Origin of the sequence: Arthrobacter sp. NyZ413 (assembly GCF_049390645.1) — a bacterium.
Classification (GTDB): Bacteria; Actinomycetota; Actinomycetes; order Actinomycetales; family Micrococcaceae; genus Arthrobacter.
Genome location: NZ_CP155434.1, coordinates 2,264,911 through 2,285,040, shown reverse-complemented (window position 1 = coordinate 2,285,040; position 20,130 = coordinate 2,264,911). Strand labels below are relative to the sequence as shown.

The window sequence follows — 20,130 nt, the reverse complement described above, 5'->3', positions numbered from 1 at the left end:
AGCACGCTAAGTCCAATCGACAGATAAGTAAAGAGAAGAATAATGTCACCCGATTGACAATTCCAGTTAACCAGTGCATCGGGTGAGAGTTTGTGACGCCGAGTGCGGTCAGGAGTTTCCGCCCGGCCGCCCTACCGTGGTCTTCCGGATGGGTCGCCATCCTGGTCAGCGTGGTTTCGAACAGGGCCGCTCCGCGGATGTCGACGCCACCGAACGGGCCGACAGGGGCACTTGTTTCATAGGTTTGGCATCAACGTCGACCGCACGATCGTCCCGTTCGCCAGGGGCCGTCACTTAGGTCCGTCTCCGAATCGGGCACCGAAAACGAAAAGCAGGCTCATGCCTAAAGAAATGCACCCGGATGCTATTTGTCGATGAGCGAGCGGAGGGTCCAGGCGTTACGGACGGCGTTTCCGCCGCCGTCGTTGTTGAAGTAGACGAAGACTTCCTTGCCCGATGATTCCCATTCCCCGATCCGCTCCCCCCACCAACGCAGATCCTTCTCAGGATATGAACCGCCGTACAGATTATGGTGGTCCGGTCCATGCATCCGCACGTAAACAAACGGGGCTGTCGCCCGAAGGACACATGGGAGGTGCGCTCCGCTCATGACGCAGTATGCTGCTCCGTACTTCTCAAGTAGCGCGTAGACACTCTCTTCGTGCCAGCTCGGATGACGGAATTCGACGGCGACCTTCATCCACTGGGGAATCAGGGCCAGGAAATATGCCAGCCGCTCATCGTCGCGTTCCATTCCCGGAGGAAGCTGCACCAGGAGGACCCCGCGACGGTCACCGAGTTCGTGCCACGCAGACTTAAGCCGGTCGACCCAGACTTCTGGAGCAAATAGCCGCTTCCCATGGCTCAGTCCCCGGGCGGCTTTGGCCGAGAGTGCGAACCCCTCGGGAAGCCGGCTCCGCCAGGCGGCGAAGGATGCGTCGCGAGGCCAGCGATAAAAGCTCGCATTGAGTTCCACCGTATCGAACTGCTGAGCGTAGTAAGCAAGCCTGCTGCTGGATGCAGTCCCCGGTGGGTAAAGCACACCCTCCCAATGGTCGTAGCTCCACCCAGACGTCCCAATGTGAGTTCGCACCCTGGCTCCATCCCGATATCGCGTGCACAAGGCCCGTGGTCCACGCCCCTGCTCAGTAGCTTAGGACACTGAGAAGAAGCCGAACCGGGTGAGCAGGGCCAGTTGATCCACCGCGTGCCGATGCTCGGCCTGGCCGCGACCAGCCACACGTAAACCTCGAGGTCGAAGGCTGCTTGCCCGGAGCGGAGAGGCCGAGGAGCAACCAAGTCCTCGCTCCTGGCGTCCAGCGACGCGACCAAGGACTTCACGCACCAATCCGGAACAATCGGCTACAAGCCAACGCGCCGGGAACCACGACAACGGTGAACCTCAAGAAAAACAGGATGACGGCACGCCGCCACGAAAAGACGGCCTTTGCAGGCTGCGGATTGTCGCGGCCCTGACTATCATCATCGCCGCAATGCTCCACCAGACGAGGCCGGAGCGGCTCGGCAATTTGAGGGGGGTCGGACGATGAAAACATGACAATCCGGGTTCGATCAGGACGAGCTCGGTCCCGTGCGTCCTGTGGGTGTGTGGCGTTTCGCTGTGGTTTGGAATACGGCTGTTGCTTGTTGGGCTGCGGGGCTGAGCCGGCGGTTGGCGAGGTGGGCGAGGAGGATTCTTCGCTGGGGGGCATCCGAGAGGGGGACAGCGACGACGTCTGGCCGCAGGGCGCTTAGGGCGAGGCGGGGGGCCAGGGCGATGCCGATGCCGGCGGCGACCATGCCTTGGGTCTCCTGGTAGTCGTTCGCGGCGAAGGCGATGCGGGGCTCGAAACCGGCACTATTGCAGACGCGTTGGAGGACATCGGCCACGGGGTGTTCGTCACGCACGATCCATTCCTGGTCCTGCAAGGCTTCAATCGGCACGGACCGGCGCCCGGCGACAGGATGGTCTTGTTGCACGAGCAGCACCGTGGGGTCGTTCATCAGCCTGACCAGGGCCAGGTCTTCGTCATTGATTTGTTGCCAGGGGTAGTCCCATAGCAGCGTCAGTTCGATGTCCCGCCGGCGCAGGCGTTCGAGCAGACCGTCCCGCCGCGCGCTGATCACGGTGACCGCGACGTCCGGATGGCGGGCCCGGAAAGCGAGAACGACATCCGGCATGAGGGAAGCGCCCACGGTGGGAAAGGTTCCCATCCGCAACTGCCCGCGGCGCAGTCCGGCGAACTCTGCCATCTCCGCGCGGGCGGCTTCGATGGTCCTGTCGATCTGCTCGGCATACCCGAGCAGGGCGTGGCCGGCTTCGGTGAGTGCGACGCCCCGGGGGTGGCGGTCGACCAGCGCGACTCCCACTTCATGTTCGAGCTTCGCTATCTGCTGCGAAACGGCCGACGTGGTGAAGGACAGCGTGCTGGCTGCGGACGTCAGTGAACCGGAACGGCCGACCTCACGAAGCAGGTGGAGACGGTGAAGATCGAGATCTGCCATGAAGCCGAGTTTAGCAAAAGTAAAAAGGGATCGACTTTCTTGTGATTGTGCTGAAGGCTCAGGTCGCGGATCGTAGAAATGCAGGCGCTGTGAAGTGCACAGCATCTACTTGGAGACTTAAGGGAGAAAATCGTGGGACTGCGTGGTCATTGGTACCGGGGCGGAACGAGCAAGTGCTGGCTCTTTGACGCCGAGGATGTGTCGCCCCATGCCGGCAGCCGCGAGGAAATCCGCACCTTGCTGGCCGATGCGTTCGGCGCGGCGGATGCCCGGCAGCTCGACGGCGTCGGCGGCGGGACCTCGACGACCTCCAAGGCCGCCGTCGTCTGGGCCACGCCCGGAGGGGAGGCGGATCTGGACTACCTCTTCGCCCAGGTCGGGATTGGCGATCCGACAGTGGAGCTGGGCTCCAACTGCGGTAACTGCGCCACGGCGGTCGCCCTGTTCGCCGTCCAGTCCGGCATCGTTGCTCCCCGGGACGGCATCACGGCCGTCAGGATGCGCAACCTCAACACCGGGGCGGTACTCGGCGGCGCCGTTCCAACCCCCGGTGGTGAGATCCCCAGATCCGGTCTGGCCAGGGTCCCGGGCAGCCGGGCCGCGGGAGTCCCGGTCAGCCTGTCGTTCCACGGCCCCTGGGGGCAAAGTACCGGCGCGCTCTTGCCGACGGGGAAGGTGGCAGAGGACCTTCCGTCAGTGGCGGGCACGGTGACGGTAACGCTGGTCGACGCCGGCGCCCCCGCAGCGCTCATCGCGGCCGGGGAGGCCGGCATCGACATGTCGAACATGGCCGGTGACTTTTCAGCGCACCTGCCCACCCTCATCGCAGCCAGGGCGTCGGCCGGCCTGATGATGGGGCTGCGCAGGCCCGAAGATCCTCCGCAGAACGCAGTCCCGAAGGTCGGCGTCGTGGCGGGCCCCGGCAATTACACCGCTGCCGACGGAACCCTCGTCCCTGCCGAAAGTCACGACATCCGGGTGCGCATGCTCTCGATGCTTGCCCCGCACCCGGCCATCGGACTCACCTCGGCCGTGGCCGTATCCCTTGCCGCCGCACTGCCCGGCTCGGTAGTAGCCCAGACGGCCCGGCATGCCCACGCCCCCGGGATTCCCCGATTGCTAAGGATCGGCACACCTGCAGGGGTCATCACCACCGAAATCCTCACCGACACGGACGGCACCATCAAAGAAGTTGCCCTTCACCGCGCCGCCCGGCACCTTGCCACGGCCGACATCGACGTCGCCCAGGCAGCCGGGCTGACAGCCTAGCCCGCGCCACTCCTGCCCTGTCATCCTTGGATAGGGCCGCTCACCCAGGAAGTTGTTCAATGAAGATCAAATCCATCCTCGGACACCTCTACGTCCAAGTACTCATCGGCGTCGCGCTCGGCGTCCTCGTCGGATCACTGTGGCCCGACCTCGGTTCCTCCCTGAAACCGGTCGGCGATGGCTTCGTCAAACTCGTGAAATTCATGATCGCGCCGATCGTATTCTGCACCATCGTCGGCGGCATCACCTCGCTGACCGACACCAAGAAGGTCGGCCCGACCCTGGCCCGTTCACTGGGGCTGTTCTACGCTCTCACCGCCCTGGCCCTGTCCTTGGGACTGGCCACGGTGATGCTGTTCCAACCGGGGGTTGGTATGCACATCAACACCGCCCACCTCGACCCGTCCGTGGCCGCGAAATACACCAACCAGCTGCCCAGCAACAATCCCGCGGACTTCGTCCTCAGCATCATCCCCACGACCTTCGTCGGAGCTTTCGCCGACGGCGAGGTCCTGCCGGTGCTCGTCATCGCGCTGCTGTGCGGCTTCGCGTTCAGCAAACTCGGCAGCCCCGGCCAACAGGCCCTGAACGTTGTCAACAGTTTCAACAAGCTCTTGTTCATCATGTTCGGCTACATCATGAAAGTCGCTCCCCTGGGCGCCTTTGGAGCGATGGCTTTTACCGTGGGCAAATACGGGGCGCACTCCATCGGAAACCTCGGCATGCTCATCCTTGCCTTCTACACGGCCTGCATCCTCTTCGTCGCCGTAGGCCTGGGCATTTTGGCCAAGATCACCGGCTTCAGCCTCTGGCAAATCCTGCGCTACTTCAAGGACGAATTCCTCATCGTGCTCGCCACCTCCTCCAGCGAACCCGTGCTCCCGCGACTGCTGTCCAAACTGGAACGGATAGGCTGCGACCGCAGCGTCGTCGGACTCGTCGTACCCACTGGATATTCCTTCAACCTCACCGGGACAGCCATCTACCTCACCCTGGCCTCCATGTTCATCGCCCAGGCCTGCGACATCCGCATGGACTGGGGCCAGATCCTGCTCATGCTCGGCATGATGCTGCTGACCTCCAAGGGCGCAGCCGGCGTGACCGGAAGCGGCTTCGTGGCCTTGGTCGCGACGCTGACAGTCATGCCTACCCTGCCTATCGCCGGCGTCGCCCTCATCGTCGGCATCGACCGCTTCATGAGCGAAGCTCGTGCCCTGACCAGCACCGTCTGCAACATCGTCTCCTGCGTCGCCGTCGCCAAATGGCAACACGAACTCGACATCGAAAAGCTCCACGCTGAACTCAAAACCGGGTACGTGCCAACTGAACCGGACACGATCAAACTCACCGAACCCGCCCTCGCACACTGAAGCATCGACGCGGCCAATACTGCCGCGCGGTGCCGGCCGGCACGGGACCCGCTTTGACAAACCCGAAGCAAAGCAAACGGCCACACCAACACCATCGACCCCCCACAAACTGCCGGCCCGTCCGGCGATAGTGTCCCTCCGCAATCCAACGCAACAGGAAACCCGAAAGACGGGTGCGGCAACGGGCACAACAACAGAAGGAGGCAGGCACCCCAAGGTGCCTGCCTCCTTCACCGCTCCAAAAACACCTCCGGCCTGCTCCCCGGAGATTTGGGGCATATGGAATGGTCGACGAGCCGGGGCGACGCCCAAGCGCAGCTCATCCCTCGAGTCACCATCGGTTGGTCACCAACGCACAGGCCGCCCGGCAGGTAAGGGTCGGCGTCGTCAGTGCAACGCGCGGGCCTGGCGGCTGCATCCCGCGCTCGTCATGGCAGCGACGTACAACGCAGACGGAGCAACTACGTCGGGTCCACACCGAAGGATGGACGGGTGTGTCCGGAGTTGTTGCTCGATCCGGAATCCGCGTTCGTAGCTTGGAGGTGGGTCGGAAGATTCGGCGGATCTGAACCAGCATGCCGAGGCTCGCGTCCGGGAAGCGGCGCATGGAACCAAGCCGCCGGGCCCTCACACGCTTCTGCCCATTCCCATTGTCTGCGCCAGGTGGGATCCTGCATCATGGCAAGCAAACGTCGTCGCTCACGTAGCGCGGGCGCCGGTGCCCTCGGGTGCGGCCCGCTATTCGCCCTCATCGTGCTCGTACTCCTCATCCAGTACTGGTGGGTTATTCTGATCGCTCTCGGTGTGGTCGCGCTGACCGTTGTACTGGTCCGCGTCGCTGCTGCCCCGCCGCGTCCGCCCAAGGTGGGCGCTCCAAAGCCAGCTCCCCCGCCCCAGCGCCGACCGGTCATGCAACCGGCCGGCCCGGCCGCCGTCGTTGATGATTTCGCTGACAAGATGCGCGCTGCCAAACACGTCCGCCGCATCCGGGACATGCAGGAGTGGGACTCCGAGTGGATCCGGCTGGCCAACCCTGGGAAGAGCAACCGCGAACTCAACGAAATCGCCAACGGCCACTTCGCACGGGGCCGGTCGATCGGCGTCAACTATGGGGACCCATCAGTCCCGCGGTCCAGAGCAGCATGACGTCGATTGGGCCAAACAATGAGGCCGATGAACGGCATGCGCGTGGATGGACTCGCCTTACGGACAACTTACGGACGCATGATCCTCGACGTGGTGGGTGGCCCATTCCCTTGTCACTTCGCCGCGCGGACCGGCCCCGCCTAAGTTCCATGTGATGATGCTGGACAAGACCAAACACCAGACCCTCCGGGCCGGCGTTTTGACGTTTGCCCTCGGAACGACAGGCCCGGGCCTCTCAAGGGAAACACGGTATAGGGTGACTTCGTGCGCGCTGTCCAGCCGATGATGCGGATCAGCTGGGTCTGCCTGGCGATCGTCAGCCTGGCCATCCTCTTTTTTGGTGTCGTGGCCGTTGTGGTTCCGAGCGGTGAAGACGCCGCCCTGTATCGTGCGGACGGTCTCGCTTCGATCGGGTTTGGCTTCTTCGGTGCATTGATCGTCCTGGTTCCGTACCGGCGAACCGAACGGTGGGCGTGGTACGCACTTTGGTTCTACCCCGTGTTCTGGCTGGTCCACCTCTTGGGAAATCTCCCGCCCGGCACAGACCACATCCACCAAATCTTCTTCATCGTCCTGTCGCTGACAGGCCTCCTCCTGCCTGTCCGGACGTTCTTCCCGGCACCGCAGCATGCGGCGCACGATGCCCGTTGAGTTTGCCCTCTGCCGGTCATCCCGCGCATCGACCAGACACATCAAACCGCTCCATAAACTGCAGGTCAAGGCTGCCGGCCCTGAATAACGGTCCCGGATAGCGGTCCTGCCGTGTTTTCGAACATGTTCGAGCATCGATTACCGGCATCACGCAGGCCGAAACCTGCCGGCCACCAGGTCACGCGTCGACGCCACATCAACGTCGCCGGCTTGTTCCACCAGTGCTTTGGCCAGCCGTTTTGGCCAGAGCACCTGTACGCCACGGGTCGGGAAGGCACCCCCGATCAGCGGCCAGTCGGCGTCGATGAAACACAGCGCCCCGGTGACCGGTACATCGCCGGTCACCTCGCGCACGACGTCGACCTGCTTGAGCACTCCATCGACCAGTTTCGTGCAATCACGCTTGCCGACCAGGAGTTTCTCGACGCGCGGACGGAGGATGCCGCCTTCGATTTTCAGCTCGGGCCTTCCCTTGTACCGCTTGGCGTCGATCACCCAGATACCGGCGGGCGTGATGGCGACGTGGTCGATGCTGGCTTTCGTACCGGGGATCCGTCGGTCGTGAAGGACGGCTAAGCCCTCAGAGGCAAGGGCATCAAGCACGACGCCGAGACGTTCCTCACCGATCGCGCCTCGGTCCCAGGCCTTGGTGCTTTGGCGCTCATCAGACAGGGCAACTGCGAGGCCGCCGAGCCGGCCCCATTTCCTGCGTAGCCTTTCCTCGTCCTTCGCCTTGCGGCGCTCGTATTCACGCCGGGCGGATGAGCCGGCAACTCCGGACTCCCTGGCCAACGGCTGCTGGACGCTTGGTTCCGCATTGCGAGGCTGGGCCTCCGTGACACCCGGGCACTCCAGGCACCGGACACTCTTCGTCCCGCTCTCATAGATCGCTTCCGTCCCGGCCGGAAGCGAGATGCCGCACAGCCGGCACACTCCCGCAAACCGGAGCCTCATCTGCTTCATGAGCTCATGGGGTGGATCCTCGAAACCGACCCAGTCCGTTGATGAATCACCACTGTTAGACCGCGGATGCGCTGTGCCATGGCTCCATCCTCACCCATGGCACGCGATATCCGGGTGTGCCGCGCTCCTTCGCTTCTGATCAGGCGGAAGTACCGTCAACGCCCTGCACTCCATCCGATGGGCAACGTGCACTGGTTTGATGCTGGGCGATACCCCGCTCATCAACGGAACAGGCTCACGCCTCTCCCGGTTGGCTGAGGTAAACATTCGTCCTTTATGCTCGGTTTTGGTTTATTCGGACAGACGCTCCGCCGTCGGAGCGATGGGGGTATGTCATGGTCGGGGCGGGTTTGGGTTCAAGGTACGGGAATCGCCGGTCAACAGGCCGTCTCGTCGCGGTCCTGGCCGTGGTGTTGTCAGCGGGATTGGCGGGGTGCACGGACGGCCCGGCGTCCACTCGGACGGTGACGCCTGCCGCGGCCGCGGCGGGCACGGCATCGGCCGGGACCGGAAAGCTTTCCCTGGCGGGTCCGACCATTGTGGATTCGTTTGGCAACGTGGATTACTACACGACCGTCCCGGGAGACACCATTGTCACGGTGGCGGACGCGTTCGGCATCACCGAAGCAGACCTTGCGCAATTCAACGGACTGCAGTCGGGGACCGGGCTGGCTCCGCAGACGAAGCTTCGCCTCATCCCCGCTGCCGGGCCGGTTCCCGGGGCACGGGGAACGGCAACTCTCGACGCGGACGGCATCCCGACCAGCTACCTCATTGAAGCCAACGACACGCTCGGCGGGATCACGTACCGGTTCGGAATCACCGAGGAGCAGTTGGCCGAAGCGAACAAGGTCCCTTACGCGTACGAGAAGGGCAACACCTACTTTGTCCGTGCCGGGAACCATATCCAGCTGCAAAAGAATCCGGTAGACAGCCGGTCCGGCACGGGAAAAATTGTGACCAATTCTTTCGGCCAGGCTGTCTTTTACACGACTGTCGACGGTGACTCCTTCGACAGTCTCGGCTACAAATTCCGGTCCACCACGGACCAGCTGCTGCAGTACAACCCGTCCCTTGCAGCAGGCCAGCCGATCCCTGCAGGCGTCAGGTTGAGACTGATCCCGGGCGATCTGAAGATCGACGGCGCCCAAGGCACCTTTACGGTCGATGCAGACGGGATCCCGGCGACCTATACGACCGCCCCTGGGGATACCGAAAGCCGGGTTTCGTTCCGTTTCGGCGTGAGCGACCTCAGATCGGCCAACCGCCCCCTCGCAGGGGTCGACCCGGTCTGGTACGCATTTGCCGACACAGCCTCCGGAGAGTTCGTGCCGGGCCAGACCATCAGCCTTGCCTTGAACATGCCCATGCACAAGTAAGCCCTGTCGGCTCATCTGTTGCGGATGGAGCGGACACGGCCCGGGCTGCCACATGGCTCGTTCCGGCCAGGTAGGTCCGAAGCGTCATTGGAACCATGCTCGCGCCCCGGTCGGTATATTGACCGGTTATGTGGCCCGGCGTACCGTGCCACTTGTCAGTCGGATTCACCGGCCGCGGTATCCATTGGAGGTCTGTCATGGCCATTGCAGTAATCATGGATTTCTCCGGAGGCAAACTCGAAGACTACGACAAAGTCGTGGAGCGCATCGGACTCGCACCGCGCGGCCCCGGGGCCGCCGGAGGGTTGTTCCACTGGGTCGCGGCCACCGAGGACGGGGCCCGGATCGTCGACGTGTGGCAGACCCGTGAGCAAGCCGATGAGTTTTACCAGAATACGCTCGGCCCTGTCACCGCGGAGCTCGGCATCCAACCGCCGGAGATGTCCTACTTCGACGTCCACAACTTCCAGACGGCAGGACCGGAAGCCTGATCGTCCCGGGGACCGGACCGGTGCTCCCGGTCTAATCTTCGCGGTCGATCTCGAGGTAGCTCAGGCCGCTCAGATCCAGCCAGTACCGTGTCGGGGTTTCCACCAGCCGCAGCAGAACTCCCTGGCAGTCCCGGCAGCGCACGACGATGCCCGGTGCGTCGATGAAGACCATGGCCTCGCCAACAGCCTTCACCGAGCCGCAATGCCTGCAGCGGCCGAGCGCGGCGACGATGTCGATGCGGAACACTTCGGACAGCGCACCGGCCGCGGCGTTCCCGTCCACATGCAGGACCGGGTCGTGGGGTGCCGCCGCGATGTCCCGGTTCCCGGGATCCGGGACGGCAAAGTTATCGGGGCCGTTCACCGGGTACCTCCCGTTCCGCCGAACCGTTCGGTCCTGATCGATTCAGATGAATAACCGGCCCCTACCAGCCAGTCCGCGACGGTCTCCACGAAAACTGTCTGCCCGCAGACAAACACGTCCGGATTCTCCCCGGGCGGAAAGATCTTGCCCAACAGGGTCTCCGAGGTCAGGCGGGCCGGCCCGGTAGGCCAGCCCTCCGGCGTCGAACGCGTGTAGACGTACTCGATCATCAGCTTGGCTGATTCCCGCTCCAGGCGGTGCAGCTCGTCGCGGTAAAGCGCTGCCTCGGGTGACTTGAGGGAATAGAGCAGCCTGAACGGTGAGTCATTGCCGGAGGACTGGTGGGCGCGGATCGTCGACATCAGCGGCACCACGCCGGATCCTCCTCCGATCAGCTGCACCGGGTTCATGTTGCCCGGCCGCCAAACAAACCATCCGCCCACCGGGCCCCGGATTTCCAGCTTGTCCCCGACCGCAAGGTCCCTGACAAGATACGGCGACACTTCGCCGTCGGGCAGTTCATCGACGGTGATGTCCAGATGCCCGTTCATGTCCGCCGACGCGACCGAGTAGGAGCGGACGGCGGTGTATCCGTCCTCGGCGGTAAGGCGGATGTCAATGTGCTGACCGGCAAGATGCCCCGAGAGGCCATCCACCCGCAACCTGACGGTCCGGGCCGTGGCGTTCTCGAAGTCTCCGCCGACCACATCGGCAACACGCCATACCGTGCTCAAGGAATGTCCCTCACGAGTAGCGTTCCTCGCGCCAAGGATCGCCATGAAGGTGGTAGCCATTCGATTCCCAGAAGCCCGGTACCTCGGCACCTGTCAGTTCCAGGCCGTGAATCCATTTGGCGCTCTTCCAGAAATACAGGTGCGGCACCAAAAGCCGTGCCGGGCCGCCGTGGGCGCGCTCCAGGGGTCCGCCATTGAACTCCCAGGCCACCCACGCCTTGGACCCCAGGAGATCTCGGACCGGAATATTGGTGGTGTAGCCGCCGTAGGAATGGGCAATGGCGAACCCGCTCGTGGTCTCCATGCCGTCGAAAAGCGTATCCAACGACACCCCACGCCACACCGTTCCCAGTTTTGACCAGCTGGTTACGCAGTGAATGTCCTTGGTGATCTCATCCTGGGGCAGGGCCATGAAGTCATCCCAGGACCACGACAGCCGCCGGCCATTCTCCGCGATGAAGAACTCCCACTCCGCGAGCGGGATCAACGGCGCCGGCCCGGCCGTCAAAACGGGAAAGTCCCGCGTTTCATGCTGCCCCGGAGGCAGTGCGGTATTCCCGGAACCCCGTCCATGAAAACCGGAAGAAACGATACCCATGAAGCACCTCCGCAGTGGAGCCCAACCGGCCAACGACCGTTGATGCCCTAACCATAGGACAACCCCGGGGCGCGGTCCAGAACACCGGTCGAGTGACTGACCGGGTTTCTGGATGAACGCGTCCGGATCCGTGCGGATACTTCGCCGACGCCGACTCACTCCTCGGTTGCGGTCGCAGCGCTGGTTCTTCGCCGTCGACACGGTCACCTTGGAGGCTACCGAGCACAACGGCTGCCATTTCGTAAAGCCCGCAGACTATAGCGAGTCTTTGCTGCACCCGCGACGTTGGCAATTAACACGCAGCGCAGGGAAGAGGGCAAGAATGGTCAGGGCAGGAGGGGGCAGCTGTGGAGAATGTAGTCTGTCGCCGCTGGCCCGGTCCTCCACAGGCCCGGCGCCCAGGGGCGGATGCCGTGCCGGGCCATGCCCTTTTGGAATGCGGCCTCGGAAACCGGGTCGCACAGGTTCAGGAAGCACCAGCTCAGGTACAGCCCGTACAGCTGGGATTCGCCCAGGCAGCGATCGGGGTCGGGAATGGTGGCTTCGGCGAGGAAACGGCCTAAGTGTGAAACGGCCATGGGTGGCCTTTCCGTGGAAGGGTGCTGCAACTGCCCAGGCTGGCTGGTCGTGCAGTGGTACGCCCCCGCAGATCAGGGCGCAACGGGGTTTCGTGCCGAAAATGGCGGCAGGGTCCATGCGATGCAGAACCCCGCCAACGGTTCCGCTAAGCGGTGAAAATCCGTCCTCCGCGGCTGCACTGTAGTTATATCCCGTCGGATCGATCTCCTATCTACACTGTAGACATACAGCGTATCCGGCGCAAGGGTTTTTACTGGGATACCGCGAGGAGCTGCGACATGGAACTGTCAACGACGGCCACACCCGGTCCCAATGGCGGCCGGCTGAACCGCTCCATGGTGTTGGGCGCTGCGCTGGACCTCGTGGACGAGCACGGCTTGGAGGCCTTGACCATGCGTCGGCTCGGGCAGGCGCTGGGCCGTGATCCGATGTCGGTGTACCGGCACGCGGCCAACCGGAAGGAACTTCTCGCCGGTGTCGCCGAACTCGTCCTGGAGGAAGTGGAAGTCTTCGAGGACGACACACACTGGCAGGCCCAGCTGCGCCGGATGGCCCACGAAATGCGCCGCGTCTGCCTGCGCCACCCGAACGTCGTGCCGTTGCTCGTGACAGGACCGTTGTCCACCCCGCTGGGCCTGCGCCCGGCCGGGACGCTCCGTCCGCTGGAGCAGATCCTGAAGATCCTGATCCGGGCAGGGTTCGCACCCGGTGACGCCCTGCACGTCTACCGTGCCTTCTACGGCTTCCTCTATGGCCACATCCTCAACGAGCTCCAGGAACTGATCGCGGACCCGGACGAAAACGAAGCACTGCTGCGGCTCGGGCTCCATCGCCTTCCCCTGCGCGAATTCCCCCACCTGCGCCGCCTCGCCCCCGAGCTGCTCGACTACGACGGCGAACAGGAACTCGACCAAGGCCTGGACATCCTGCTCGCCGGACTCGGCCATCAGCTCGCGGACACCACCGAAGCCTACACCTGAGGCTCACTGACCCGGCCCGGCAGCTCCCTTGGGCGTGCCGGTTTCAGGGCTAACGCGGCCCGCTGGCGGCCCCGGGTCGATTGTGTCGAGGTGGACGCTCCCGACGACGGCCTCCCGCCCTATGCGGACATCCCTGGGAACTCGATCGCCTCCTGGCCCCTGACCCTTGCGGTTCCTGCGGACGCCATAGGGTTGGTCCTCCTGGTTCCGGATCTGATTTCCCGAATTCCGCAGAAGATTCCACGTCGGGGTGGACGGCCGGGGGTGACTGCCCCCGCGCCGGTTCCAGGCGGCAGGGCCGATGCTCGTCTTTGCGTATTGGCCTGGCCGACTCCACCGGGCGCAATGAAGGTGCCTCGGAAGGGGTCAGGATGCTGGTTCGTTGACTTCGGTCCGGTGGTGAAGAATGTCTTCGGCGACGTCGCGGAGCTTCCGGTGGCGGTTTTGGGAGGCTTTGCGGAGCATTTCGACCGCTTCGTGCCGGCTGCAGCTGTTTTGCTGCATGATGATTCCGGTTGCCACGTCAATGGCCATCCTGTTTTCCATCACGCTTTTCAGGTCATCGATGAGCGTATCGGCGGCCGCGATGCGCACGGCCAGGCGCAGGGCCTGGGCTGCCATGTCCGCGAAGACCGTCGCCTCACTGACGATGTCGGGGTTAAACAACCCCGCCTCTTCCGCTAGGAAGCTCAAGACCGCTGAGGCGTCCTCCTCCAAGTCCAATGGAACGCCCAGCACACTGCGGACACCGGCCCCGGCAAGGCTCGTGGACAGTTCCGGCCAGCGATCGTCCGCGTCGGTGTCGGCAAGGAGGACCGGTTTGCCGGTGGAAAGTGCTTCCCGCCAGGGACCCTCGCCCAAAGCCTGTTCGATGCCGTCATGCAGGCTCACAGTGTCGCTGCTGCCCGCGATGGTGGCACTGAACCCGCGCCGGTGCAACGTCACCGCGCACTCGACCCAAGTCCCGGTCATGCGGCTCAGCGTGGTCGAACCGTAGCGGATGATGCCTTCGAGGAACCCCTTCACGTCGCCGGCCCCCGCGATCAGCCGGTGCAATCGCTGGAAATCCTCGTTGTGCTCATCCGCGTTCACAACACCATCCTAGAAGCGGTCAGCCTCGGCGTCACGACCCCCGGGCCACAAGGTACGGAACGGGGCCGTGACCTTCACTATAGGAAGGAATCCGCCGCGGGAACGTGATGGCCTGGGTCGACGAGGGCTTCAAGAACTGTGGTCTCTCGAGGCCGTCAACGGAGGATTTTCGCCGGATCGCCATCCGCCGGATGGTCCATCGGGAGTACTCCAGCACCAACGCCGGTGACCTCATACGTTTCTTGACTTGGTTCGCCTGCACGTCGGATATGGCTGGCGGGGTCTGGGGTCTGCCTTCCGGGTACCGGTACGACGACGTCGCAATGGACGGAAGGATGGGCACGCCGATTCAGTGCCCGGAGTTGTTCGGATATTAGATGAGGTGTACCAGGCAAACTCACCGGCCACGTCGGCCGGTTTCGATCCCCGAAAACCGCCTTATCTCCATGAGTGCCATGACCGGAGGCGGAGTAGGCGCGAGGTGCGCCTACTCCGAACAGCGTACGGCCCGTGAAACTTCTATCGCCCTTGACCCATCCACCTCCTTGCCTGAGCCGAATAGGGGGTGAGGCGCCGGAACGGGTGGCGAAGAACCTACGAAAGTGAGCCCCTGATCCGGTCCTGTGAAGTACCAACTACTCAAGGAGAATTCAGATGCAGACATTCAAGCGCCCGACCATGACGTTCGCAGGCGTTGCCGTCGCCGCACTGCTCAGCCTGACTGCGTGTGGCGGATCAGCCACCAGCTCCAATTCCTCCGCGCCCGCTGCTTCCAGTCCGGCACCGACCATGTCATCAAGCAGCCCGGCCAGCGCGTCGTCCGGCAGCATGGACCCTGCGGCGAATTTGGTCGGTCCAGGCTGCGCCGCCTACGCCCAGCAGGTTCCCACCGGCGCAGGGTCGGTGGCAGGCATGGCTCTGGACCCGGTGGCCGTCGCGGCGTCCAACAACCCGCTCCTGACTACGCTCACGGCGGCGGTGTCCGGCAAGCTCAACCCCAAGGTCAACCTGGTCGACACCCTCAACGGCGGTGAATTCACCGTCTTCGCACCGGTTGACGACGCCTTCAAGAAGGTCGACCCGGCCACTATTGCAACCCTTAAGACCGACGACGCGCTCCTGAGCAAGATCCTTACCTACCACGTGGTACCCGGCCAGATCACACCGGACAAGATCGCCGGCGCCCACACCACCGTGGAAGGCGGCACCGTCACTGTCACGGGCAGCGGCGACAACCTCAAGGTAGACAACGCCAATGTCATCTGCGGCGGGGTGAAGACCAAGAACGCGACCGTCTACCTAGTCGACTCTGTCCTCATGCCCAAGTAACCGGGCCCCTACCCCGTAGCGACGCGGAAGACAGTTGCTGGTCAACCCGAAAAACTGACCGGACCAATAAAAGCCCTCAGGGCCTGAGCACGGTACTGCACCGCGCTCAGGCCCTGAGGGCTTTTAAAGGATTCTTTCGCCGCCACGCGGTTTGGAATGCCTGGTCCAACAGGGCGACGGGTTTTTCTCGTCCGTCCCGTCAGTCCGTGCGCCCGGCGGCTCCGAATCATCAACATGACAAAGCCTGGAACCTGGTCCAAAGGCCCCGACAGTATGGCCGCCCTGGCAGGCGTGGTGTCAGCCGCCGTCGTGCTTTCTGTTGCGGAACTGATCGGCGCATTCTTCACAGCCAGGGCGACCCCGCTGTTCGCTCTGGGGTCGACTTTCATCGACTTCACGCCGCCCTGGCTGAAGGATTTCGCGGTCGCCACGTTCGGCACGAACGACAAGGCTGCGCTGTTTGCAGGCATGGGCGTGACCATCGCGGTGCTGGCCTGTGTCCTGGGCGTGACTGCCTACCGGAGATGGGCGCTGGGCGTGCTGGGCGTGCTGTTCATGGGCGCAGTGATTGTGGCTTGCGTCGTGACCCGGGCCGGGGTGGGGGCTACCGACGCCGTCCCTTCGGTGCTGGGAACCAGCGCCGGCATCGTGGTCCTGCGCAGCCTCATGGTGCCGTTGTGGGCGCTGAAGGCCTCGCCGGAAGCTCCCGCTGGCATAGACCCCGACGGCGACGACGAGGCCCGGAGGACCAGCCGCCGCCGGTTCATTACTGCTGCCGGTATCACGGCAGCGGCGGCCGGGGTCACCGCCGCGGGCGGGCGGCTGCTCAGCGCCGCGCGCAGCAATGTCGCCAAGGCACGGGAAGCGCTGCGCCTGCCGTCGCCGGCACGGGCTGCAGCACCGGTGCCGGCCGGAGTCCAGTCACCCGTGCCGGGCGTAACGCCGTGGCTGACGCCCAATAACGCGTTCTACCGGATCGACACCGCTTTGAGCGTCCCGGAAATCAACGTCAACGACTGGAAGCTGCGCGTCCACGGGCTGGTGGAGCAGGAGGTAATCCTCACCTTCCAGGACCTGCTGGACGCCAGCCTGATCGAAGCGCATGTCACCTTGACGTGTGTATCCAACCCGGTTGGCGGTAACCTCGCCGGAAACGCCAGATGGCTTGGCCTTCCCCTCCGCGACGTCCTTGCCCGGGCGAAACCGACAAACGGTGCAGACATGGTGCTCTCCACCTCCATCGACGGTTTCAGCGCCTCCACTCCCCTTCAAGTCTTGCAGGACGGCCGGGACGCGATGCTGGCCATCGGCATGAACGGGGAACCGCTGCCGCTCGAGCACGGCTACCCCGTCCGGATGGTCGTACCGGGTCTCTACGGGTTCGTCTCCGCCACCAAGTGGGTGGTGGATTTGGAAGTTACCCGGTTCGCCGACAAAAAAGCGTACTGGACCAACCGCGGCTGGTCCGAGCACGGCCCCATCAAAACCATGGCCCGCGTGGAAGTGCCCAGGTCCTTCGCGAAAATACCCGCCGGGAAAGTCGCCGTCGGCGGTACGGCATGGGCCCAGACACGGGGCATCACCAAAGTGGAAATACAGATCGACGACGGCCCGTGGGCCGACGCCGCGCTCTCCACCGAGGCCTCCACCCTCACCTGGAGGCAATGGTCCTACGAATGGGAAGCCACGCCCGGCCCGCACTACATCAAGGTCAGGGCCACCGACGGCACCGGGCAAGTCCAGACCGGCCAACGCGCAGATCCGGTGCCCGATGGAGCCTCCGGCTGGCAGTCAGTGATGGTCACGGTGCAGTAACCGTCCAGCTATGCACGAGGACCCGCACCCAGCGAAGACCCCGAGAGGCATTATCGATGAGGGCTGGTGCCCCCACTGGCGCCAAAGAGGCGTCCATCCAGGACTGACCGGACGGGTCGTCCGAATCCATCTTGATGACCGGGTATTCGACAGAAGCCGCAGGCGGCACCACCCGGCCGGTCGCGTGCAGCGAACCACAGGTGTAGTGGCATCATGCCCGACAGAACCGCGGTTCAGCGTCGCAAAGCCAGAAAGACGACGAGGACCGTCGCCGCAGCCGGCACACCTAGTTCGACGTAGGCAGGTTTCTGCCGCGGTCTCTTTCGACGCCCGCGCCGTTCACCCCGCTACAAATATCCCGTTCTGTATTTCCCCCTTCCCGGATGATGACCGAGCCGGCTTTCGGCTGTTGCCCCGTCACGGCTGTCGCTGCCTGGTGGGATAAGACAGGACAGGGACCGCGGACGATGCTCAAAAGCTCAGAGACCTTCGACCGTGTAGCGGCGCTCTATCATGGCAGTGGCCCGGCCCCAATCACTGTTCGCTGCCCCGTCCTGGTGGGCATAGAAGGCCTCGTCGTCGTGGAACCGCTCATCGACCTGCCACAGGAGCGGATACCCGGTGCGGGTCACATTGAAGAAAATGCACCCGGCCTCGGCGCGCGTCAAGGCGATGTGGATGGGGAGGTGCCGGACGAAGGACACCACCTCGTCCATGTCGACGCAGACAAGCTGCCCGCTGAGGTGAACTTCGATCGTCACGAGCACGTTCGAAGGAAGCTTGTGGCCCCTGGCCGTTCATGGAAGGCCACAGTATGGCCGATGTCGTCGCGGAAAACTGCCGTTCCGCCCTTCACTGTCATGGTGCCCTGCTGGACTGGGTTGCCCCATCCTGTAGGAGGATTACCATTGCCGTCGTCCAACGGCTGGTCGGCCACGTAGAAAGTGTCTTCCACCCTGACCTCATGAATGCCGCAGTGCGTGAGCAGGGTGAAAGGGACAGCGGAAACGGTGGATGTCGGAGTCGATGGGACAGCGTTGTTCAGGGCCGCACGCTCCGAGCATCCACTCAAAGCCGACATTACCGCTGCCGCCGCGGCGATGACATAAACGCACCGGGTTGCCATGCGCCAACCCTCTCCCGGGATGACTGCGCCGTCAAGCCGGTTCGCTGCCAATTGTCATAGAGTCCGCGTGACCGTCAAAATCCCTGCACTTCTTGTGTTCATTTGATCTTCGGGCTCCTCTGCGGACCACCAGCCCGAAAAGACGGGTACTGCTTGCTCTTGTCAAAGACGGTGCCCAGGTCCGATTATCACCCTGGACCCGGCGTCGGGTCCGGTCTCGCACTGGGGTACATCGAATATCCGGGGAGTCAGCATGTGTGCTGTTCGGTTGGTTCTTTTTGGTCTTCTGATGGAGTCGAAATGCTGAAGCTAGTTGAGGGTTGGATGTATTCCTCTCACCGCCGTGATCGTGGTGGCCCCGACCATTCTCGTCGTGGCCGCGATCTTATTGTTCTTTGCCGCCAATCTCGTTCTGATCCTCATGTTCGATGGCCTCTGAGGGGACCGGCTAAATGAGCGGGCAAGACGTCACCGGGACAGACCGACAGAGATCCGAGGGTAGCCCGATCGAATACGAATTCAGGGGCGGCTTTGCGATCCCCGGCCGGTTCAGGATCGAAGGACCGTGGGCCATCCTCACCATGAGCGCCTCAGCGCTTGAATTTCGGCCCCGGTCCCGATGGTGGGCACGCCACTTCGGCCCTTGGCGGCTCGAGCGTTCCGCCGTCCGGGCCGTTTATCCGGGCGGTACGCACCCCGTCTTCCTGTGGGTCAGGATCAACTTCCTCGCCGAAGAGAACATGCCCTGGATCTTCATGGCTCAATGGCCGGAGGGTGTCCTGGGAGCGGCGGAAGAGCTCGGCTACCCGGTCCGGTACGACGATCCGATCCGATGACCGCGCGTTTTGATCTCTGTAGTCCCGCTGCCATGGATTCCAGGAAGGATACTGGATTAAACGAGCGTTATTTGAAAGTGACCGAATGACGAAAGTGCTCAATGGCGGCTTGGTAAGACCAGGCGTCATGCCCCGGATCCTGGGTCCCTGGGTCGTGCTCACCATCGAGCCATCCCACCTTGAATTCCGGATGAGATTCCGTTGGCTCTCACGCTGCTTCGGTCCCTGGCGCCTCGAGCGTTCGGTCATTCGGGCCGTCTACCCGGGCCGTATGCACACATTGGATCCCTGGGGACGGGTGAATTTCCTCGCCGAGGAGATCATGCCCTGGGCGTTTCTGACCCAGTGGCCGTTCGATGTCCTCGACGCCGCGAAAGAGCTCGGCTACCCGGTCCAGTATGACGACCGAATTCCGTAACGGCGCGGGCTGCCCATCTCAGGATACAGGGCTGGTGCTGAACATATGCGTGATGCATGCGGGAACAGCTTCTGTATCACCTACGACCCTGCTGGGGCCGCGGCAAGGCGTGCCGCGAACATGGAGAACTCGGGCCTTCCGACGAAGGCGGGCTTTGATCGGCATGAGGCTCCGATGGCAGTATTCAAGGAGTCGGCAGGTGCGTCCGTTGGATATGCCGACAGTAGCTCGAATCGCACTCCGGGAGCATACGTAGGCTGGCAGTTGAGAGGGCTTGAACCCGAAGCCATCGTACGAATAAACGTGAGGTAGGTTGCCTCTATTGGAAGTCGAGTTCAACATCTTCACAGACTTCAACCAGATTCGATCGACGTGAACGAGATTACGGGTGACGACTGATACGTGGTGACGCTTACGAACTTGGACGCTTGAAAGTGAGCCCTGCGCGAATACGGCCAAGCTTGCGACGGAGAGGGCAAAGTAAC

The 20,130-nt window shown here is 63.4% G+C and carries 21 protein-coding genes; 11 read left to right on the top strand and 10 right to left on the bottom strand.

Translation table 11 applies throughout. The annotated features are described in order from the left end of the window. Positions 1 to 364: 364 nt before the first annotated feature. Both ABCW42_RS10700 and ABCW42_RS10695 read right to left on the bottom strand, forming a co-directional pair. Positions 365 to 1,093, bottom strand: a complete 729-nt coding sequence (locus ABCW42_RS10700) for a DUF72 domain-containing protein (RefSeq protein ID WP_423181240.1) — start codon at positions 1,091 to 1,093, stop codon at positions 365 to 367. A gap of 479 nt (positions 1,094 to 1,572) precedes the next feature. After that, a complete protein-coding gene (locus ABCW42_RS10695; protein ID WP_423181239.1) occupies positions 1,573 to 2,505 on the bottom strand; it encodes a LysR family transcriptional regulator in 933 nt (310 codons plus the stop codon). A gap of 132 nt (positions 2,506 to 2,637) precedes the next feature. Between ABCW42_RS10695 and ABCW42_RS10690 the strand changes: the two genes are divergently transcribed. The 4 genes from ABCW42_RS10690 (at position 2,638) to ABCW42_RS10675 (ending at position 6,941) form a co-directional block, all read left to right on the top strand. Next, positions 2,638 to 3,774 carry a PrpF domain-containing protein gene (locus tag ABCW42_RS10690; protein WP_423181238.1) on the top strand — a complete coding sequence of 379 codons (1,137 nt, stop codon included), beginning with the start codon at positions 2,638 to 2,640 and terminating at the stop codon, positions 3,772 to 3,774. Between the two features lie 59 nt (positions 3,775 to 3,833). Then, positions 3,834 to 5,144, top strand: a complete 1,311-nt coding sequence (dctA, locus tag ABCW42_RS10685; RefSeq protein ID WP_423181237.1) for a C4-dicarboxylate transporter DctA — start codon at positions 3,834 to 3,836, stop codon at positions 5,142 to 5,144. 678 nt (positions 5,145 to 5,822) lie between these two features. Continuing rightward, positions 5,823 to 6,290: a hypothetical protein gene (locus ABCW42_RS10680; RefSeq protein ID WP_423181236.1), complete on the top strand. Its 468-nt coding sequence runs from the start codon at positions 5,823 to 5,825 to the stop codon at positions 6,288 to 6,290. 264 nt (positions 6,291 to 6,554) lie between these two features. After that, positions 6,555 to 6,941, top strand: coding sequence for a hypothetical protein (locus ABCW42_RS10675; RefSeq protein WP_423181235.1), 387 nt, complete (start codon positions 6,555 to 6,557; stop codon positions 6,939 to 6,941). A 147-nt stretch (positions 6,942 to 7,088) separates the two neighbouring features. Here the strand turns inward: ABCW42_RS10675 and ABCW42_RS10670 are convergent, their stop codons facing one another. Continuing rightward, entirely contained in the window at positions 7,089 to 7,895 is an 807-nt protein-coding gene (locus tag ABCW42_RS10670) for a nuclease-related domain-containing protein (protein ID WP_423184864.1), read from the bottom strand. 473 nt (positions 7,896 to 8,368) lie between these two features. Here ABCW42_RS10670 and ABCW42_RS10665 point away from each other — a divergent pair, with 473 nt between their 5' ends. Further along, entirely contained in the window at positions 8,369 to 9,283 is a 915-nt protein-coding gene (locus ABCW42_RS10665; protein WP_423181234.1) for a LysM peptidoglycan-binding domain-containing protein, read from the top strand. Between the two features lie 197 nt (positions 9,284 to 9,480). Then, positions 9,481 to 9,774 carry a hypothetical protein gene (locus ABCW42_RS10660; protein ID WP_423181233.1) on the top strand — a complete coding sequence of 98 codons (294 nt, stop codon included), beginning with the start codon at positions 9,481 to 9,483 and terminating at the stop codon, positions 9,772 to 9,774. A 31-nt stretch (positions 9,775 to 9,805) separates the two neighbouring features. On the opposite strand, the gene ABCW42_RS10655 is transcribed toward ABCW42_RS10660, so the two are convergent. From ABCW42_RS10655 to ABCW42_RS10640, 4 genes are all read right to left on the bottom strand, one after another. After that, complete coding sequence (locus ABCW42_RS10655) at positions 9,806 to 10,138, bottom strand: DUF6510 family protein (protein ID WP_423181232.1); 333 nt, start codon at positions 10,136 to 10,138, stop codon at positions 9,806 to 9,808. Beyond that, a complete protein-coding gene (locus ABCW42_RS10650; protein WP_423181231.1) occupies positions 10,135 to 10,932 on the bottom strand; it encodes a ferredoxin reductase in 798 nt (265 codons plus the stop codon). The genes ABCW42_RS10655 and ABCW42_RS10650 overlap by 4 nt, the downstream gene beginning before the upstream one ends. Beyond that, a complete protein-coding gene (locus ABCW42_RS10645; protein ID WP_423181230.1) occupies positions 10,883 to 11,470 on the bottom strand; it encodes a molybdopterin-dependent oxidoreductase in 588 nt (195 codons plus the stop codon). The genes ABCW42_RS10650 and ABCW42_RS10645 overlap by 50 nt, the downstream gene beginning before the upstream one ends. Positions 11,471 to 11,796: 326 nt before the next feature. After that, positions 11,797 to 12,048, bottom strand: a complete 252-nt coding sequence (locus ABCW42_RS10640) for a hypothetical protein (protein ID WP_423181229.1) — start codon at positions 12,046 to 12,048, stop codon at positions 11,797 to 11,799. A gap of 279 nt (positions 12,049 to 12,327) precedes the next feature. Here ABCW42_RS10640 and ABCW42_RS10635 point away from each other — a divergent pair, with 279 nt between their 5' ends. Beyond that, entirely contained in the window at positions 12,328 to 13,029 is a 702-nt protein-coding gene (locus ABCW42_RS10635) for a TetR/AcrR family transcriptional regulator C-terminal domain-containing protein (protein ID WP_423181228.1), read from the top strand. Positions 13,030 to 13,395: 366 nt separating this feature from the next. Here the strand turns inward: ABCW42_RS10635 and ABCW42_RS10630 are convergent, their stop codons facing one another. After that, positions 13,396 to 14,121 carry an ANTAR domain-containing protein gene (locus ABCW42_RS10630; RefSeq protein ID WP_423181227.1) on the bottom strand — a complete coding sequence of 242 codons (726 nt, stop codon included), beginning with the start codon at positions 14,119 to 14,121 and terminating at the stop codon, positions 13,396 to 13,398. A gap of 654 nt (positions 14,122 to 14,775) precedes the next feature. On the opposite strand from ABCW42_RS10630, the gene ABCW42_RS10625 reads away from it, so the two are divergent. Both ABCW42_RS10625 and ABCW42_RS10620 read left to right on the top strand, forming a co-directional pair. Further along, positions 14,776 to 15,450: a fasciclin domain-containing protein gene (locus tag ABCW42_RS10625; RefSeq protein ID WP_423181226.1), complete on the top strand. Its 675-nt coding sequence runs from the start codon at positions 14,776 to 14,778 to the stop codon at positions 15,448 to 15,450. Positions 15,451 to 15,684: 234 nt separating this feature from the next. Then, a complete protein-coding gene (locus ABCW42_RS10620; RefSeq protein WP_423181225.1) occupies positions 15,685 to 17,265 on the top strand; it encodes a molybdopterin-dependent oxidoreductase in 1,581 nt (526 codons plus the stop codon). A 479-nt stretch (positions 17,266 to 17,744) separates the two neighbouring features. Here ABCW42_RS10620 and ABCW42_RS10615 read toward each other — a convergent pair whose 3' ends face one another. Together ABCW42_RS10615 and ABCW42_RS10610 are read right to left on the bottom strand one after the other, a co-directional pair. Continuing rightward, a complete protein-coding gene (locus tag ABCW42_RS10615; RefSeq protein WP_423181224.1) occupies positions 17,745 to 18,026 on the bottom strand; it encodes a putative quinol monooxygenase in 282 nt (93 codons plus the stop codon). After that, positions 18,023 to 18,391 (bottom strand): hypothetical protein, encoded by a 369-nt coding sequence (locus tag ABCW42_RS10610; RefSeq protein WP_423181223.1) that lies wholly within the window; start codon positions 18,389 to 18,391, stop codon positions 18,023 to 18,025. Before ABCW42_RS10610 ends, ABCW42_RS10615 begins: the two co-directional genes overlap by 4 nt. A gap of 452 nt (positions 18,392 to 18,843) precedes the next feature. Here ABCW42_RS10610 and ABCW42_RS10605 point away from each other — a divergent pair, with 452 nt between their 5' ends. Both ABCW42_RS10605 and ABCW42_RS10600 read left to right on the top strand, forming a co-directional pair. Further along, positions 18,844 to 19,227, top strand: coding sequence for a hypothetical protein (locus tag ABCW42_RS10605; protein WP_423181222.1), 384 nt, complete (start codon positions 18,844 to 18,846; stop codon positions 19,225 to 19,227). 85 nt (positions 19,228 to 19,312) lie between these two features. Then, positions 19,313 to 19,645: a hypothetical protein gene (locus ABCW42_RS10600; RefSeq protein WP_423181221.1), complete on the top strand. Its 333-nt coding sequence runs from the start codon at positions 19,313 to 19,315 to the stop codon at positions 19,643 to 19,645. The last annotated feature ends 485 nt before the right edge of the window (positions 19,646 to 20,130 follow it).

Excerpts from the sequence above, each read along its gene's own strand:
- ABCW42_RS10650 (WP_423181231.1), bottom strand. The coding sequence starts at position 10,932 with ATGGCTACCACCTTCATGGCGATCCTTGGCGCGAGGAACGCTACTCGT.
- ABCW42_RS10695 (WP_423181239.1), bottom strand. The coding sequence starts at position 2,505 with ATGGCAGATCTCGATCTTCACCGTCTCCACCTGCTTCGTGAGGTCGGC.
- ABCW42_RS10645 (WP_423181230.1), bottom strand. The coding sequence starts at position 11,470 with ATGGGTATCGTTTCTTCCGGTTTTCATGGACGGGGTTCCGGGAATACC.
- ABCW42_RS10600 (WP_423181221.1), top strand. The coding sequence starts at position 19,313 with ATGACGAAAGTGCTCAATGGCGGCTTGGTAAGACCAGGCGTCATGCCC.
- ABCW42_RS10625 (WP_423181226.1), top strand. The coding sequence starts at position 14,776 with ATGCAGACATTCAAGCGCCCGACCATGACGTTCGCAGGCGTTGCCGTC.
- ABCW42_RS10620 (WP_423181225.1), top strand. The coding sequence starts at position 15,685 with ATGACAAAGCCTGGAACCTGGTCCAAAGGCCCCGACAGTATGGCCGCC.
- ABCW42_RS10610 (WP_423181223.1), bottom strand. The coding sequence starts at position 18,391 with ATGGCAACCCGGTGCGTTTATGTCATCGCCGCGGCGGCAGCGGTAATG.
- ABCW42_RS10640 (WP_423181229.1), bottom strand. The coding sequence starts at position 12,048 with ATGGCCGTTTCACACTTAGGCCGTTTCCTCGCCGAAGCCACCATTCCC.
- dctA (WP_423181237.1), top strand. The coding sequence starts at position 3,834 with ATGAAGATCAAATCCATCCTCGGACACCTCTACGTCCAAGTACTCATC.
- ABCW42_RS10605 (WP_423181222.1), top strand. The coding sequence starts at position 18,844 with ATGAGCGGGCAAGACGTCACCGGGACAGACCGACAGAGATCCGAGGGT.
- ABCW42_RS10635 (WP_423181228.1), top strand. The coding sequence starts at position 12,328 with ATGGAACTGTCAACGACGGCCACACCCGGTCCCAATGGCGGCCGGCTG.
- ABCW42_RS10670 (WP_423184864.1), bottom strand. The coding sequence starts at position 7,895 with ATGAGGCTCCGGTTTGCGGGAGTGTGCCGGCTGTGCGGCATCTCGCTT.
- ABCW42_RS10680 (WP_423181236.1), top strand. The coding sequence starts at position 5,823 with ATGGCAAGCAAACGTCGTCGCTCACGTAGCGCGGGCGCCGGTGCCCTC.
- ABCW42_RS10660 (WP_423181233.1), top strand. The coding sequence starts at position 9,481 with ATGGCCATTGCAGTAATCATGGATTTCTCCGGAGGCAAACTCGAAGAC.